A 16,517-nucleotide genomic window follows, 5' to 3' on the forward strand; every position below is an offset into this window, starting at 1 on the left:
AAGAAAGCATCGATTTATGGCAGGTGGTTAAAAGGAAACAAAAAGACCGTTTTCACATAAAACGGTCTTTTTCGATTTCTTTTAACAGTCACAGCCACTTTTGCAAAAACCGGACAGCTTCATGCCTCATAACTGCTGTTTCGAAATGTCCCGAAGCAGAACGGACCACTCGGTAGCAATCAGAAGCTCCCTGTCCAGCATAGACAGCTGTCAATTCTTTTTCGATTTTGTCCACGCCCTCGGCCGGCGTTAACCGATCGTGTACACCAACAAGACTAAGGTGCGGGCGCGGCGCGATCAGGCCTTGGATCTCCGATGCGGAAAAATGCTTTGCAAGCGATGGGACGTAATAATAAAAGCCGTGCCTGTCAAGATTCTGTGTTTTGATCAGCACGTGATGATCCACCTGGCTGCACAAATCCACACACACCTTAATCCGGTCATCGAGCGCCGCTGTCCACCACGCCATCAAACCTCCCATAGACATGCCGATGGTTCCGATCCTGTCAGGCTGAACATCAGAGCGTAACTGCATATAGTCCAACGCACTTAAACTGTCATAAATCATCATCCCCCACATCACTTTTCCGGTGAGAAGCATTTCTTTAAATATCTCGCTTTCCGCTTTTCCCCGCCGATCTCCAAATCCCCAATGATCAATCGCAAGAACGCCGTATCCGAGTGAAGTAAGCTCATCAGAAAAAGAAGGCGTTTTCAAATAATCCGCTCCCTCAATCAGCTCACTTTTTCCCCTATCATACTGGCCCCCATGCGAATGCTGAAACAATACGGCTGGGCACGGTCCTTCTGTTTTCTTCGGCTTCACAAAATAAGCGGGCGCCTTTTCATGTCCATTTAAATCGAGCAGGAGCGTTTCAACGATATTTTCTTCTCTTTCTTCAATACGTAATGTCTCAACACTGATTGGCCTCCGATCAGGCAAATCACCAAGCAATCGAAACAGTTGCTTTCTTCTTTCGGCTCTCATCCCATCACCCTTCCTTATTCGCTTACTTCACATTTACGAGACAGATCTGGGTTCCCCTTTATTTTTCCAACATAAATCACATCATTCACTAAATATTTAGTAAATATCATGAAATATTTCGAAAACAATTATTGTAACCGCTTACTTTTATATGATAGTATCAATTTATCAAAAACAGATGAGTTAATATTTTACTAAATAGATGAGAGGGATACCCATGGTTCGTATTAAAGATATCGCCTTGAAAGCTAAAGTTTCCAGCGCAACTGTGTCCAGAATTTTAAATGAAGATGAGTCGCTTTCTGTTGCGGGCGAAACGAGACAAAGAGTCATCAACATCGCTGAAGAGCTTGGTTATCAAACCGTTGCCAAACGCCGAAAAGCCCGCGGGCAAAAACAGCGGGCCCAGCCGCTGATCGGTGTGCTGAGCTGTCTGTCCCCTGATCAGGAAAGGCAGGACCCTTATTTTTCTTCCATTCGGAAAGGGATTGAAAAGGAATGCTTTGAACAGGAAATTTTCATTACAAATTCAATTCATCTCGGCTCCTTTCAGGAACATATCTTTCGGGAATTGGATGGTGTCATTGTCATCGGCCGTGTTCATGATGAAGCGGTTAAGCATATCAGCGGAAGGCTGGAGCATGCCGTATTTATCAATCATTCACCAGATCCGCAAGCATACGATTCGATTGGAATCGATTTTGAATCGGCTTCACGCCAGGCGATTGATCACCTTTTCGACTTAGGCTACAAACGGTTAGGCTACATTGGCGGACAAGAAAAAGAGCATACGCTGAAGGACGGCCAAAGCATTCGCAGAACGATTGAAGATAAACGCCTGACCGCTTTTTTGGAGTCAGCCGCCCCCCAGCCTGAGCATGTGCTGATCGGAGAATACAGCATGCGTGAGGGCTATCGCCTGATGAAGAAAGCAATCGATCAAGGCCATCTGCCGGAAGCATTCTTTATTGCCAGCGATTCTATGGCGATCGGCGCATTAAAAGCGCTGCAGGAAGCCGGACTGCAAGTGCCGCGGGATACCGCAATCGTCAGCTTTAACGGCATTGAGGAAGCTGAATTTGCCAGCACGCCTTTAACGACGGTGAAGGTATACACAGAGGAAATGGGCCGGACAGGCGTAAAACTGCTGCTTGACCGTCTCAATGGCCGAACGCTTCCTCACCATGTCACCCTGCCTACAACATTAATCGTAAGACAAAGCTGCGGATGTACAGCAAAGGAGGTGACATAAGCAAAGATTCATCACGATGATAAGGAGGAAAAGATGAAACACACTTTTGTTTTATTTCTCTCTCTTATTCTGCTTGTTCTGCCCGGGTGTTCAGCAGAGAAAAGCTCAGCAGATACCGCAAAAAAGACGTTAACCATTTATTCTACAATGTCAACCGACAGTGAAAGAGATACGTTCAGAAAACTGGCGGCAGCATTCGAAAAGGAACACAGTGACATTCATGTCAGCCTTCATTTCCCAGGCAATGACTATGAAAATATGATGCGTGTCAGAATGGCGGCCAATGATTTGCCAGATCTATTCGATACACATGGCTGGGGGAAAATCAGGTACGGTGAATATACAGCCGATCTCCGGGATATGGAATGGACTCAAGATCTTGATCCCAATTTAAACAGCATCCTCAAAAATAAAAGCGGAAAGGTGTATGCCTATCCGATCAATCAGGCAAAAGACGGTCTGGCGTATAACCGCAATATTTTAGACCGTTACGGCATTGCTCCGCCGGAAACCATGGATGACTTTATCAAAGCACTGAGAACGATTAAAGAAAAGAGCAAGGGAAGCATTGTTCCCTTCTGGTTTGCCGGCTATGACAAAAGCTCATTCGCTCAATATTACGACCAATTCGCTACACCTCTTCTCATCACAGACCCTGCCCATAATGAAAAAAAACAGCTCATCAACGGCACTTTTCAATGGAGTAAATTCACTTATTTATCAGAAATCCTCAAACAAATGCAGAAAGAAAAATTGATCAATATCGACGCCGTCACGGCAAAAAAATCACAGCTCATTGAATTAATGGCCCAAAACAAAATCGCCTTTACAATGCAAGGCGGCACACTCGGCCAAGACGTTGCCCAGATCAACCCGAACGTCAAGGTCGGCATTATCCCGACACCTGCCATCCATCCCGGTGATGACCCGATATGGATCGGCGGTGAACGCTACACCCTTGCAGCATGGAAAGATTCGCCTCAATTAAAAGAGGCAAAAGATTTTATCGCATTTATGGCCCGCCCGGCCAATGCCAAACAAATGGCTGAAGCCACATCGCTTCCTTCAGGGCTGACCAATGTGAAAGCTGATATTTTCTACGCAAACGATTATGAGCATTATCAAGATGTCAAAGTAGAGCCTTACTTCGACCGTTTATACTTGCCAAACGGAATGTGGGATGTCCTGGGCACGGTTGGGCAGGAGCTCGCGGCTGACATTTTGGCGCCTCAAGACATTTCGCAGAAGCTGGGAAGAGAATATAAACGACTCCGGGAGCAATCGGAAACACAGGGAGCTGAAAACAATGAGTGAGATCGCAAGGGACGTTCATGTGAAACAGGTTAAGCCAAAAAAGCAGTCCTCACTTTGGTGGATGTACATTCCTGCTTTGCTCTCCGTTCTGGTCTTTATGATTTACCCGTTTGTGAAAGGCACATTGATTACCTTTACAAACTGGAACGGATTTTCACAAGTCTACCAATGGGTTGGATTCGCGCAATATGAAAGGCTGTTTTCTGATCCTGATACTTGGCATATCTTAAAAAACACTCTGCTTTACGGGCTTGGCAGCACCTTTTTTCAAAATGTGGTCGGGCTTCTGTACGCTCTCCTCTTAAATCAAAGCATTAAAACGAAAGCGGTAACAAGAACAATTGTGTATTTGCCGGTGATGATCAGCCCGCTCATTATGGGCTACATTTGGTACTTTTTCTTCTCCTATGACGGAGGCGCGCTCAACGATTTGCTCGGGGTCTTCGGCATCAGCCCTATTAATGCGCTCGCCAGTCCCTCGCTCAATCCATGGATCATTGTCATGATTAACACCTATCAATATGTCGGGATTGCTATGGTTGTCTACTTAGCCGGTCTGCAAAGCATTCCGAAAGACTACTATGAAGCGGCGCAAATGGATGGCGCGAAACAAGGCCAGCAGTTTTTTACCATCACGCTGCCGCTGTTAATGCCCTCCATTACCATTAATATGGTCATCAATATTATCGGAGGCTTAAAGCTTTTTGACGTCATCATTGCACTCACCGCGGGCGGTCCCGGAAATGCGTCACAATCCATGTCCACGTTTATGTATGATTTGTATTTCAAACGGCAGGATGCCGGCTATGCCGCAACGCAAGGCATATTTATGGCATTTGTCATTTTGATCATCAGCTTTTGCGCGCTTGCGTACTTTAAAAGAAAGGAGACGGAAATGTCATGAGAGCCGTCCGTACAAAAAACATGCGGATCATTACGCTTCTTGCCGCCATTGTGGCCTGTGCGCATTTTATTCCTTTTTATATCCTGCTGACCACTTCATTGAAAGCAAAAGGAGACTACAGTTCGAAATGGATATTTCCAGCCAACATCTCCTTTCACAATTTCTCAGAGGCGTGGGAGCGCGCTTCGCTAGGTAACTCTTTTATAAACACCATGATCATCACAGGTTTTTCTGCCTTGTTATTAATTATATTCGGCTCACTTGCCGCCTACCCGCTTGCCCGGAGGGAAACGAAACTGAATAAAGCCGTTTTTGCCTTGCTGATTTCCATTATGATCATCCCTCCGTTAACGTCCATGGTTCCTTTGTACCGAATGGTCGTGGACGCCGGGATGGTCAATACACACGCAATTGCCATTTTCATCAATACAGCGGCTTACATGCCGTTAACCGTATTCTTATATTCAGGCTTTATCCGATCGACCATTCCAAAAGAGCTTGAAGAAGCCGCAAGAATTGACGGCGCAGGCATGCTGAAAATCTTTTTTACGATTGTGTTTCCTCTGCTGAAGCCGATCACTGCGACCATCTGTATTATTTCTTGTGTCTTTATTTGGAACGACTATCAATTTGCCATTTTCTTTTTACAAGATCAAAAGGTTCAGACATTAACAGTCGCCATGGCAAGTTTTTTTGGAGAAAACGCAAACAACCTGCATTTAGTTGCCGCAGCGGCACTTATGGCAATGCTGCCGATGGTTGTTCTGTTTTTGGCGCTGCAAAAATACTTTATTGCCGGCCTGTCTTCCGGAGCGGTAAAGGGTTAACATTAAAGGAGGAAGCAATATGAAAAAGATTACATTTATCGGTGCAGGGAGCACGATTTTCGCCAAAAATGTTTTGGGAGACTGCCTGTTAACAGAGGCACTGAATGGATTTGAGTTCGCTCTTTACGACATTGATCCCAAACGCCTGCAGGAATCCCAGCTCATGCTCGAAAATCTAAGAGACCGTTATAACCCAAGTGTGGCCATCAACAGCTATGATGACAGAAAACTCGCCTTGCAAAACGCAGGCTATGTCATCAATGCGATTCAGGTTGGAGGATACAAACCGAGCACAGTCATCGATTTCGAGATTCCTAAACGGTATGGGCTGCGCCAGACGATCGCCGATACAGTCGGCATCGGCGGGATATTCAGATCTCTCAGAACAATCCCGGTCTTAATTGATATCGCAAAAGATATGGAGGAAATGTGCCCTGACGCATGGTTCTTAAACTATACAAATCCAATGGCCACTCTTACAGGCGCCATGCTCCGCTATACCAATATCAAAACAATCGGGCTCTGCCACAGTGTTCAAGTGTGCACGAAGGATTTATTTAAAGCTCTCGGAATGGAGCATGACGGAATTGAGGAACGCATCGCGGGAATCAATCATATGGCTTGGCTTTTGGAAGTCAAAAAAGACGGCACAGATTTATATCCAGAAATCAAAAGGAGAGCGAAAGAAAAACAAAAAACAAAGCATCATGATATGGTGCGGTTTGAATTAATGGATAAGTTCGGCTATTATGTCACGGAATCGTCCGAACATAACGCAGAGTATCACCCATACTTTATTAAACGGAATTACCCTGAACTGATCAGCGAGCTGCAAATCCCGCTCGACGAATATCCGAGAAGGTGCGTCAAGCAAATTGAAAATTGGGAGAAAATGCGGGATGATATCGTCAATAATAAAAACCTTACGCACGAACGCTCAAAGGAATATGGTTCAAGAATTATAGAAGCAATGGAAACAAACGAACCATTCACCTTCGGAGGAAACGTCTTGAATACAGGGCTGATCACCAACCTTCCTTCAAAAGCGGTTGTGGAAGTGACATGCGTCGCCGACAGAAAAAAAATTACACCGTGCTTCGCCGGAGAACTGCCTGAGCAGCTTGCCGCCTTAAACCGGACGAATATTAATACACAGCTGATGACAATCGAAGCGGCTGTCACACGGAAAAAAGAAGCGGTTTACCAAGCTGCAATGCTTGATCCGCATACAAGCGCGGAGCTTTCCATGAAGGACATCATCTCCATGTGCGACGATTTATTTGCAGCACACGGCGATTGGCTTCCGGAATACAAATAAAAACTAGGGGACCGCTCTCCCCTAGTTTTTTGGTTTTGTTTCGCCTTCCCAGGCCATCATGCCGCCTTCAACATTGACTGTTTTAAAGCCTTGCTCATCCAGGTACTTGCAGACGTTCATGCTGCGCATTCCTGAGCGGCAGATAAATACGTACTCTTTGTCTTTATCAAGGGTTTCCATTTTTTCAGGAATATCCCCCATGCGAATATGAACGGCTTGCGGGATCATGCCTTCCGCTACCTCTTCATCTTCTCTGACATCAATTAAATATAATTCTTCGTCCGCCTCAATTTTTTCTTTCAAAGCGGCTGTGCTGATTTCTTTTATTTCCAAAGAAAACACTCCTATTCACAGTGATCATGTTCAGTATATCAAAGTCAGCTGAACGATTGCCATTCTGAGACTGATGAAAAAAATCCCCTTTTGGCAAAGGGGATTTTTTCTAGGCTTAGTTTGCCACAATATTGACAAGCTTCCCAGGCACCGCGATGATTTTCCGAATCGTTTTGCCTTCAAGCTGCTCTTTGACCTTTTCATCTGCTTGAGCAAGCTGTTCCAGCTGTTCTTTCGTTGCATCGGCAGGAACCTGTAATTTCGCTTTTACTTTTCCGTTCAGCTGAACAACGATTTCAACTTCATCATCCACAAGTTTTGTTTCATCATATACAGGCCAAGCTTCGTAGGCAATTGTGCCGGAATGGCCAAGCTTCTCCCATAGCTCTTCCGCTAAGTGTGGCGCGACAGGAGAAAGAAGCTTCACGAAGCCTTCCATATATTCTTTCGGCAGTTCTGTTGCTTTATAAGCTTCATTAATAAAGACCATTAGCTGGGAAATACCCGTGTTGAAACGAAGGCCTTCATAATGGTCTGTGACTTTCATGACCGTTTCATGATAGACGCGCTCCAATGTTTCACCCGCGCCTTCAACGATTTTGCCATTAAGCTCACCGCTGTCTTCAATAAACAGGCGCCATACACGGTCAAGGAAACGGCGCGCACCGTCTAATCCTGATTCAGACCAGGCGATTGAAGCATCAAGAGGTCCCATGAACATTTCGTACAATCTCAGCGTATCAGCACCGTGAGAGGACACGATTTCGTCAGGGTTGACAACGTTCCCTTTAGATTTACTCATTTTTTCATTATTTTCACCGAGAATCATTCCTTGGTTGTACAGCTTTTGGAACGGTTCTTTCGTCGGCACTACGCCGATATCATAAAGGAACTTGTGCCAGAAGCGGGCATACAGAAGGTGAAGCACGGCATGCTCTGCACCGCCGATATACATATCGACCGGAAGCCATTTTTCCAATTTTTCTGGTGATGCCAGCTGATCCGGATTGTGCGGATCAATATAGCGCAAGAAATACCAGCAGCTTCCCGCCCATTGCGGCATTGTATTCGTTTCTCTTCTTCCTTTTTTCCCTGTCTCAGGATCTGTGACTTCCACCCACTCTTTAATGTTCGCAAGCGGTGATTCGCCCGTTCCGCTCGGTTTGATTTCATCCGTTTTTGGCAAAATCAGCGGCAGCTCCTCTTCCGGGACAGCTGTTGACGTTCCGTCTTCCCAATGAATGACCGGAATCGGCTCGCCCCAATAACGCTGGCGGCTGAAGAGCCAGTCACGAAGACGGTACGTCACTTTCTTCTCACCGTTTTTCGTTTCTTCCAGCCAAGCGATCACTTTCTCAATCGCTTCCTGTTTGTGAAGGCCGTTCAGGAAATCAGAGTTCACGTGCTCGCCGTCGCCAGTATAAGCTGCTTCCTCGACGTTCCCGCCTTTTACGACTTCCTTCACCGGAAGGCCGAATGTTTTGGCGAATTCAAAATCACGCTCATCGTGGCCTGGAACTGCCATGACAGCACCTGTTCCGTATGATGCAAGAACATAATCTGCAATCCAAATCGGCAGTTTTTCTCCGTTTACAGGATTGATCGCATACGCTCCTGTGAATACGCCTTTCTTTGTTTTCGCAAGATCTGTGCGTTCTAGGTCACTCTTTGATTGAATTTCTTTGATATAAGCTTCAACAGCTTCTTTTTGCTCAGCCGTTGTGATGTTTTCCACCAATGCGTGTTCCGGGGCAAGGACAGTGTATGTAGCGCCAAACAGCGTATCTGGTCTTGTTGTAAACACCGTAAAGGAATCATCATGTCCATCTATAGCAAAATGAACGTGAGCGCCTTCCGAGCGGCCGATCCAGTTGCGCTGCATATCTTTAATGCTTTCCGGCCAATCAAGCTCTTCCAAGTCCTCAAGGAGCCTGTCCGCATAAGCGGTGATTTTCAGCATCCACTGCTTCATTGGGCGTCTCTCTACCGGATGGCCGCCGCGTTCGCTCTTGCCGTCAATGACTTCTTCGTTGGCAAGAACAGTACCGAGCGCAGGGCACCAGTTTACAGGCACTTCGTCAACGTAAGCAAGGCCTTTTTCGTATAGCTTTAAGAAAATCCATTGCGTCCATTTATAGTATTCAGGGTCAGTCGTATTGATTTCGCGATCCCAGTCATATGAGAAGCCAAGCGCTTGAATTTGGCGGCGGAAGTTATCAATATTCTGCTTCGTAAACACAGCGGGGTCGTTCCCTGTGTCAAGCGCGTATTGTTCAGCTGGCAGGCCGAATGCGTCCCAGCCCATTGGATGAAGGACATCATAGCCCTGCATTCGCTTCATGCGGGACAGAATATCCGTAGCTGTGTATCCTTCAGGATGGCCGACGTGCAACCCAGCTCCAGACGGGTAAGGAAACATGTCCAGCGCGTAGAATTTTTGTTTTTCATTATTATCAAGAGTGGCAAATGTTTTGTTTTCAAGCCAATATGTTTGCCATTTCTTTTCTATCTCTTTGTGCTGAAAACTCAAAGTAAAAACCTCCTTCTGATTGAATACGGCGTGTATGGTTCAAGTATTGACGGGAAGGAGAGGATTATTCAGAATATTCCCAAACTAAAAAAAACTCCCTCATCCCAAAAAGGGACGAGAGACTTTCGTTTTCCCGCGGTACCACCCTCGTTAGCGCGGCATACGCCGCACTCACTTGATACTTTTAACGCAGTTATGCGTCAGCGGCTTTTCACCGCTGCAACTCTGAGGTGAGTTCGGAAACAAACTTGATTGACTTTCACCAGCCGTCAACTCTCTGCAACAATATCTGTTTCTTACTGCTCCTCTTCATTGTTCTTATCGCAACCGTAATCTAACTGTATTTTATAGAATTCTGTTCATAAGTGCAAGCAGGTTTGTATACAATGGGAATGTACCCTGAACGGGCGGAGATTGAGGACAATTATTCGGGTGGAGTTTTGGTTTGACGTTTGGACTCGGCCGGTTCGCCGCCGCTGTTCAGTTCTCTCACAAAGTCAAAACTTCTGAGAACAGCTTCACCGCCGTAGCCTGAGATAATGGATAAGATGACAAGTTGAATTCCTGAATCGGGGTCAGCGGATAATACAAGTAAAATGGAAGCCGTCATGCCGATAAACCAATCTTCCAAAAATCCAAGGTAGATAAACCGCTTCGTCATTCTGGGCTTCTCCAGCCTGCCTCTCTTTTTCACATGACCGAGAATCCCCATGATTCCTCCAATTACACAAGCAATGAGTACCTGATGCAGCATCTTCATCATCACCTTCCTAAAGCCCTTATTTCGTAAAGCGACTTCAGGCCATCCAGCCCCCTTAAACGATTCCGATGATTTTCGATATCTACATACCGGCAAATCTGTAAAAAGCTTGTTTCTTCCATTATATGTGAACACATGATCGGTAAGCTTGATGCATTGGATTCATTTTTCACCCAGTGACATTGACCTAGTCACCTATTTAGCATGTAGAAAACCTTTCCGTTCATATGTTCAAATTCTGTTCTTATTTTTAGTGTATACGAGGACAAGCCCTAATGACAAACAACAAACTGCACTTGCTTGAATCAGAACATGTGTTGTGCTACGGTTACTGTAGAATTCATTTTAAAAAGGGGAATATCAGGCTTTCGCATAGCAAGCTGACGGCCTAAGGGGGATTTATATGGCTAGTTTTCAATCATTTGGGATACCAGGACAGCTGGAAGTCATCAAAAAAGCGCTTGATCACGTGCGAGTCGGTGTGGTAATTACAGATCCCGCACTTGAAGATAATCCTATTATCTACGTAAATCAAGGCTTTGTTCAAATGACCGGCTACGAGACCGAGGAAATTTTAGGAAAGAACTGCCGCTTCTTACAGGGGAAACACACAGATCCTGCAGAAGTGGACAACATCAGAACCGCTTTACAAAATAAAGAACCGGTCACCGTTCAGATTCAAAACTACAAAAAAGACGGAACGATGTTCTGGAATGAATTAAATATTGATCCAATGGAAATAGAGGATAAAACATATTTTGTCGGAATTCAGAAAGACATCACCAAGCAAAAAGAGTATGAAAAGCTTCTCGAGGATTCCCTCACGGAAATTACTGCACTTTCAACTCCTATTGTCCCGATTCGCAATGGCATTTCGGCTCTTCCGCTAGTCGGAAACCTGACAGAGGAGCGATTTAATTCCATCGTTTGCACATTGACGAATATCTTATCAACATCCAAAGATGATTATTTGATCATTGATTTATCCGGATTGGCCCAAGTGAACGAACAAACGGCCGACCAAATTTTCAAGCTGAGCCATTTGCTGAAATTGACCGGAACTGAGTTAATCATTACTGGCATTAAGCCTGAATTGGCTATGAAAATGAATAAACTGGATGCCAATTTTTCGTCGCTGAAAACATATTCAAATGTAAAGGATGCCGTTAAAGTGCTTCCGATTATGTAAAAAGATCCCGCTCACCCAGCTGGATCTTTCAGATTGTTGACAAAATCCTAAAATGGTTTTCATTTTAGGATTTTGTCATCTTTTCAGCGTGATTGAAAACCCTTGAAGTCTAGGAAGGACGAGCATAGGAGCGGAGCGAATGTTCTAATTCGTGAGCACCGAAGCGCAGGCCTGACAACGAATGCGAGGGTTTGTCGACACGCTGAAAGATCCCGCTCACCCAGCGGGATCTTTTATTATGAAGAGATTGATGCCTGCTTATTTGTTTCTTTAGCTGATTTTAGCCGTTTGTCATATAGAAGCGTTGTGGCAATACTGATCAGCAGCAATACCAACAGAGATAAAACAAGAGCCCTAATGCCGTAATGATCGACAAGCACTCCTCCGAACAGGGGACCAATCATTCTGCCGCCTGTCGCCGCACTGTTGACAAAGCCTTGATAAAAGCCTTCTTTCCCTTTAGGGGCAAGCTGATTGGCAATAGTCGGCACAGCAGGCCAAACAAGCATTTCTCCGATAGTCAGGATTACCATCGCAGCGAGAAACATCGGAAATTGCTTTGCAGTCAGCAGCATGCTGAAAGACACAATAAAAATGATAAAGCCGATGACCATTTGCGCTTTTAGCGACTCGGCCCATTTTTTCACCACAAAACTGACGAGCGGCTGGCCGAGCACAATGAGAATTCCGTTAACCGTCCACAGCACACTGTATAAGGAAAGAGATATTCCAATGCTTTGTGTGTACGAAGCAATTGTGGTTGACCATTGAGAATAAGCCAGCCATCCCAGTACATAGCCTCCGCTTAAAATGATCAGTGCGGCAAATTTTGCTTTGCTGTTCACAGCATCGTAATCAAGCACAGACGTTTGGGACGCATCTCCCGTCTGAATATTTCGAAATCCGAAATATACAATAAAGAAAAAGACCAGATACAGCGCGGCATTCGCCAAAAATACATATGAAAACGAGAAAGACGCCACGACACCGCCAAGCGCTGAACCGACAGCCACACCTGCGTTTTGCGCGACATATATCGCATTAAATGCCTTCCTTCCCCCTTCAGGCCATACCGATCCTGCCATTGCGTAGCTGGCCGGAAAAACAACACCGGAGCCAAAGCCCACAATCGTCAGCAGCACAATATAGGCTGGCCAATCATGAAAAAAGACAAGGCCCATCAGGCTTGCTAACGTAATGGCTATCCCAAGCATAATCGATTTAAAACCGCCGATTTTATCAAACAAAAAACCTCCGCATAAATTGCCAGCCACACTGGCGCCGGAATTCAGCATCAGGACAAGTCCGGCTACTGTTAACGACTTTCCTAAATGATTATGGATATAAATCGTATTCAGCGGCCATAAAAAAGAAGCACCCGTCACATTGATAAACATTCCAATGACTAAAATTTTAAGAGCACGCGGCATACTCATCCCCCTTTCTTACCTAAAAAAGCTCATGAAAAAAACGAAACCTAAAACGGCTCCGTACGAATCCAGTTATCATAGCACATTCATTCTATCTGTCTCTCTCACATTTTTCAACTGATGAGCGTGAAAAAATCTAACAAATATTGTTTGAAAAATGTAAAATAAATAGAAAAAGGGGTCATATTATGGAAATGGTATTAGCATTCTTAGGTTTTCTGGCATGTCTCATTGCACTGGGCTATGGATTATATCACCTTGTCAGATATGTACTGAAAAAGGAAAAACGTTTCTCCAAGAGACTTTTTTGGCCGCTTTTCATTGGAGGCCTTGTGCTGCTCTTTACCGGGGCAGCATTGGCAGAACCTGACACTGCCGCAGCAAATGCCGAGAAAAAATATTCAGCGCTAAACGCCGAATATAAAAACCTCACAAAAGAGCACGAAGAACTTGAGAAAGAATATAAATCTGTCAGCTCCGAAGCAAAGAAATTAAAAGACAACAAAGAAGATCAAGACAAGCTTGAAAAGCTTAAAAACGAAAATAGCGATCTAAAAAAGACTCAGAAATCATTAAAAGCTGAGATTAAAGAGCTTCAAGAAAATCAAAAGCAGCTCAAAGAAGATGCAAAAACGGCAAAGGCTGAAAATGAAACACTCCGACAAGATAAAACAAAGCTTGAAAATCAATTAAAAGAGACGGAAAGCCAAACTGCCAGTTCTCATGAAGACACTGGAAGTTCTTCAAACAATACGAGTAAAAGTGATGAAACCAAAACAGCTGACAAAGCAGAAGGCTGTAATATCAAAGGAAGCAAAAACGGCATCTACCACACGCCAGGCAGTACATACTACGACCGGACAACCGATCCGGCTGAAATGTTTTGCTCAGTTGAAGAAGCTGAAGCCGCCGGTTATCGGGCGCCAAAACGATAAACAAAAAGCTCCAGAATGTCTGGAGCTTTTTCTGTTTCACAACGACGATTTAATGACCTTCTTATAATAAAGAACTGACAGAAAGCCAAAAATGGAGTAGAGCGCAGTATATAACACCATCACCATAATCATAGGCGCCCATACCTCTGATCCGAATAAGAACCAGCCGGATTGGACGGCAAAGTAACTGTGGAAGAGGCCGACAACGAGCGGAATGCCGAAGTTGTACATTTGTTTGATGCGTATCCCCTTTATCAGGTCGCCCTGCGTAAAGCCGAGTTTTCTTAAAATTGTATAGCTCGGTTTTTCATCTTCACTTTCACCCATTTGTTTAAAATAAAGGATACAACCTGATGTAATCAGGAACGTTAACCCTAAGAAGCCGACGATGAACATCACCATACCAAACAGTGATTTTTGCGCAGCGCTTGTATCTAGTCTTGATAAATGCTCGTTTTTCTTGTTCACCTGTTGAAAAAGCTCATTTGCTTTTTCCATTTGATCGTCATGTTTCACATTGACGCCGATAAATGTAGATTGCGCCAGCTGAATGCGGGGGTCTTTATCCTTGTCCAGCTGTTTAAACAGGCTGTCATCCACAATGACAGCGGGCATGCCCCCGCTTGTAAACGTGTAGGATACAAGAAACTCTTCTCTTAATCCTTTATATTTTAATGGCTGCGTCTCGTGCTTGCTTTTTACTTTAATAACACCAGAGTCCTTGAAAACCATTATTTTTTGCAGCAAGTCGGTGTATCCTGAGAAAACGGCTTCTCCAGCCGCCACATCGACTCCTTTTACATCTTTGTCGCTAACAACAGCAAGCTGCATATTGCCGGGATCGCCCTGCATCTCTTTCGGAGTTCCATCCATAATATTTGCAATGTCAACATTTGCTTGCAGGACAGGTGTTGCCTTTTTTACAAACGAGATGTTGCTTTCCCTCAATTTGTTTTCAAATAACTTGGCATCTTTCTCATTCATGAATGAAAAATCAGCCGCTACATTTTGTTCAGCGGTCTTTTCCGACGAGTAATACGAGATGTAAGCAAGAGATAACAGCCCGATGGCGAGCGCTGAAACGGTTGTAATAATCGTCAGCAGCAGCGCATTCGATTTCATTCTGAACATGATCGATGACAGTGACAGAACCTCAGAAATATTTAAGTAGCCGCCCTTGCTTTTTCGAATGATATTCGAGATAAACGTAACTGATCCTTTATAAAACAAAAACGTCCCGATAATGACGCTCCCCAGAATGAAGCTCATCGCAACAAACAGTTCATTAATGGTCTTAAATTTTCCGCCAAACAGCTCAGAAGACACATAGTATCCTGTCAAAATCAACGCGATGCCTAAAGCGCCGATCAGCATTTGGAAAAATGATATTTTCTTCACTTTGTCTTCAGTGGAGGACGTTACTTTAAACAAAGATAAAATACTCTGTTTTTTGATAAACGTATAATTCATGATCATGATCAAAAGGTAAATGCCGCAGAACACAATGACCGTTTGGACCAAGGCCTGCTCAGAAAAATGCAGTTTCGCATCCGCTTTGACATCGACAATTTTGAACAGAATCATCAAGACAAGCTTCGATATCGAAAACCCGGCCGCTACCCCGATCGCTAATGAACCGAAATACAGCATGACATTTTCTGCACTTAAGATGCGAAAAATTTTATGCTTCGTCATTCCAATTAATTGAAACAGCCCGATTTCTTTACTCCGTCTCTTAATAAAAATCGTATTGGCATATAAAATGAAGATCGCCACTACAGCCACAAGCAAAATCGAAGCGGTTTTAATAGCCGCGGCTCCCTTGATTGAAGCCTTCACTTCGTTAATTGCTGGATCATACTGCAGCGTGACAAAGGCGAAATAAAGCGCCACGCTAAAGATGAGCGCAAACACATACAAATAGTAATTCCGGAGATTCTTTTTCAAATTTCGCAGGATGAGCTGATTAATGTTCATGCTGCACCCCGCCTAACACGCCTTGCGTTTTCATAATATCCTGGAAAAACGTTTGCCTGTCCTGGCCCCCTTTATTCAGCTGTGTATACATTTGACCGTCCTTAATAAAAATGACTCTGCCGCAGTAGCTGGCAGCGACGGGATCATGGGTAACCATAATAATCGTCGCGTTGCGTTTTTGATTGAGCTGGCTCAGCTTATTTAATAGATCAGAGGCCGATTTCGAATCGAGCGCGCCGGTCGGTTCATCAGCGAAAATAATGCTCGGGTCATGAATAAACGCTCTTCCAGCGGATGTTCTCTGCTTCTGGCCGCCGGAAATTTCATTCGGGTATTTATCCCGCAATTCATATATTCCCAGTTCCTTGGCAACTTCCTCAAACTTGCGATTGGCTTCCTTTTTTGATAGTTTCGTGATCGATAAAGGCAGAAGGATATTCTCTTTCACTGTCAATGTGTCTAACAAATTGTAATCCTGAAAGATAAAACCTAAATGCTGTTTTCTAAATTCAGCCAGCTGCTTTTCCTTCATAGCCGTCATGTCATTTCCATTAATATGAATGGTTCCGTGACTGACCTGATCGATTGAGGACAGAACGTTGAGCAAAGTGGTTTTTCCCGACCCGGAAGCACCCATAATACTGACGAATTCGCCCTTTTCAATGTGAATATCGATGCCCTTCAGCACTTCCTGTTTATTCAGCTTGTTTCCATAACTTTTTCGAATTTTATTCGCTTCTAAAATCACCATTTACGCAGT

The 16,517-nt window shown here is 44.4% G+C and carries 14 protein-coding genes and 1 other annotated feature; of the genes, 7 read left to right on the plus strand and 7 right to left on the minus strand.

The genetic code is table 11. The annotated features are described in order from the left end of the window. Window positions 1-88 precede the first annotated feature (88 nt). Entirely contained in the window at window positions 89-988 is a 900-nt protein-coding gene (locus MKY50_RS15385) for a dienelactone hydrolase family protein (RefSeq protein ID WP_212059381.1), read from the minus strand. A gap of 217 nt (window positions 989-1,205) precedes the next feature. Between MKY50_RS15385 and MKY50_RS15390 the strand changes: the two genes are divergently transcribed. The 5 genes from MKY50_RS15390 to melA are packed head-to-tail and all read left to right on the plus strand — an operon-like array spanning window position 1,206 to window position 6,603. Next, on the plus strand, window positions 1,206-2,240 hold the full coding sequence (locus tag MKY50_RS15390) for a LacI family DNA-binding transcriptional regulator (protein WP_033884841.1): 1,035 nt from the start codon (window positions 1,206-1,208) through the stop codon (window positions 2,238-2,240). A 33-nt stretch (window positions 2,241-2,273) separates the two neighbouring features. Then, entirely contained in the window at window positions 2,274-3,554 is a 1,281-nt protein-coding gene (locus tag MKY50_RS15395; RefSeq protein ID WP_061891032.1) for an ABC transporter substrate-binding protein, read from the plus strand. After that, on the plus strand, window positions 3,547-4,458 hold the full coding sequence (locus tag MKY50_RS15400) for a carbohydrate ABC transporter permease (protein WP_015251409.1): 912 nt from the start codon (window positions 3,547-3,549) through the stop codon (window positions 4,456-4,458). Before MKY50_RS15395 ends, MKY50_RS15400 begins: the two co-directional genes overlap by 8 nt. Further along, entirely contained in the window at window positions 4,455-5,285 is an 831-nt protein-coding gene (locus tag MKY50_RS15405) for a carbohydrate ABC transporter permease (RefSeq protein WP_213414543.1), read from the plus strand. The genes MKY50_RS15400 and MKY50_RS15405 overlap by 4 nt, the downstream gene beginning before the upstream one ends. A 19-nt stretch (window positions 5,286-5,304) precedes the next feature. After that, window positions 5,305-6,603, plus strand: coding sequence for an alpha-galactosidase MelA (melA, locus tag MKY50_RS15410; RefSeq protein WP_003229179.1), 1,299 nt, complete (start codon window positions 5,305-5,307; stop codon window positions 6,601-6,603). Between the two features lie 21 nt (window positions 6,604-6,624). On the opposite strand, the gene MKY50_RS15415 is transcribed toward melA, so the two are convergent. The 3 genes from MKY50_RS15415 to MKY50_RS15425 all read right to left on the minus strand — a co-directional run bounded on the left by MKY50_RS15415 (window position 6,625) and on the right by MKY50_RS15425 (window position 10,226). Continuing rightward, a complete protein-coding gene (locus MKY50_RS15415; RefSeq protein ID WP_004398993.1) occupies window positions 6,625-6,936 on the minus strand; it encodes a rhodanese-like domain-containing protein in 312 nt (103 codons plus the stop codon). A 115-nt stretch (window positions 6,937-7,051) separates the two neighbouring features. After that, complete coding sequence (gene leuS / locus MKY50_RS15420) at window positions 7,052-9,466, minus strand: leucine--tRNA ligase (RefSeq protein WP_341116902.1); 2,415 nt, start codon at window positions 9,464-9,466, stop codon at window positions 7,052-7,054. A 107-nt stretch (window positions 9,467-9,573) separates the two neighbouring features. Continuing rightward, window positions 9,574-9,788: a binding site (T-box leader), on the minus strand. A gap of 102 nt (window positions 9,789-9,890) precedes the next feature. Beyond that, window positions 9,891-10,226: a DUF4257 domain-containing protein gene (locus MKY50_RS15425; RefSeq protein ID WP_003246114.1), complete on the minus strand. Its 336-nt coding sequence runs from the start codon at window positions 10,224-10,226 to the stop codon at window positions 9,891-9,893. 403 nt (window positions 10,227-10,629) lie between these two features. On the opposite strand from MKY50_RS15425, the gene MKY50_RS15430 reads away from it, so the two are divergent. Further along, window positions 10,630-11,415, plus strand: a complete 786-nt coding sequence (locus tag MKY50_RS15430; RefSeq protein WP_003229169.1) for a blue-light photoreceptor — start codon at window positions 10,630-10,632, stop codon at window positions 11,413-11,415. A 236-nt stretch (window positions 11,416-11,651) separates the two neighbouring features. Here MKY50_RS15430 and MKY50_RS15435 read toward each other — a convergent pair whose 3' ends face one another. Beyond that, the gene (locus MKY50_RS15435; protein WP_024572130.1) at window positions 11,652-12,845 is read right to left on the minus strand and encodes an MDR family MFS transporter; all 1,194 of its coding nucleotides are present in this window, start codon (window positions 12,843-12,845) and stop codon (window positions 11,652-11,654) included. A gap of 188 nt (window positions 12,846-13,033) precedes the next feature. Here MKY50_RS15435 and MKY50_RS15440 point away from each other — a divergent pair, with 188 nt between their 5' ends. Beyond that, the gene (locus MKY50_RS15440) at window positions 13,034-13,780 is read left to right on the plus strand and encodes an LMBR1 domain-containing protein (protein WP_014480618.1); all 747 of its coding nucleotides are present in this window, start codon (window positions 13,034-13,036) and stop codon (window positions 13,778-13,780) included. A gap of 36 nt (window positions 13,781-13,816) precedes the next feature. Here MKY50_RS15440 and bceB read toward each other — a convergent pair whose 3' ends face one another. Together bceB and bceA are read right to left on the minus strand one after the other, a co-directional pair. Continuing rightward, the gene (gene bceB / locus MKY50_RS15445; protein ID WP_341116903.1) at window positions 13,817-15,757 is read right to left on the minus strand and encodes a bacitracin ABC transporter permease BceB; all 1,941 of its coding nucleotides are present in this window, start codon (window positions 15,755-15,757) and stop codon (window positions 13,817-13,819) included. Next, on the minus strand, window positions 15,747-16,508 hold the full coding sequence (bceA, locus tag MKY50_RS15450; RefSeq protein WP_003229137.1) for a bacitracin ABC transporter ATP-binding protein BceA: 762 nt from the start codon (window positions 16,506-16,508) through the stop codon (window positions 15,747-15,749). Before bceA ends, bceB begins: the two co-directional genes overlap by 11 nt. Window positions 16,509-16,517 lie beyond the last annotated feature (9 nt).

This window comes from Bacillus sp. FSL R7-0685 (assembly GCF_038002425.1).
Taxonomy (GTDB): Bacteria; Bacillota; Bacilli; order Bacillales; family Bacillaceae; genus Bacillus; species Bacillus subtilis.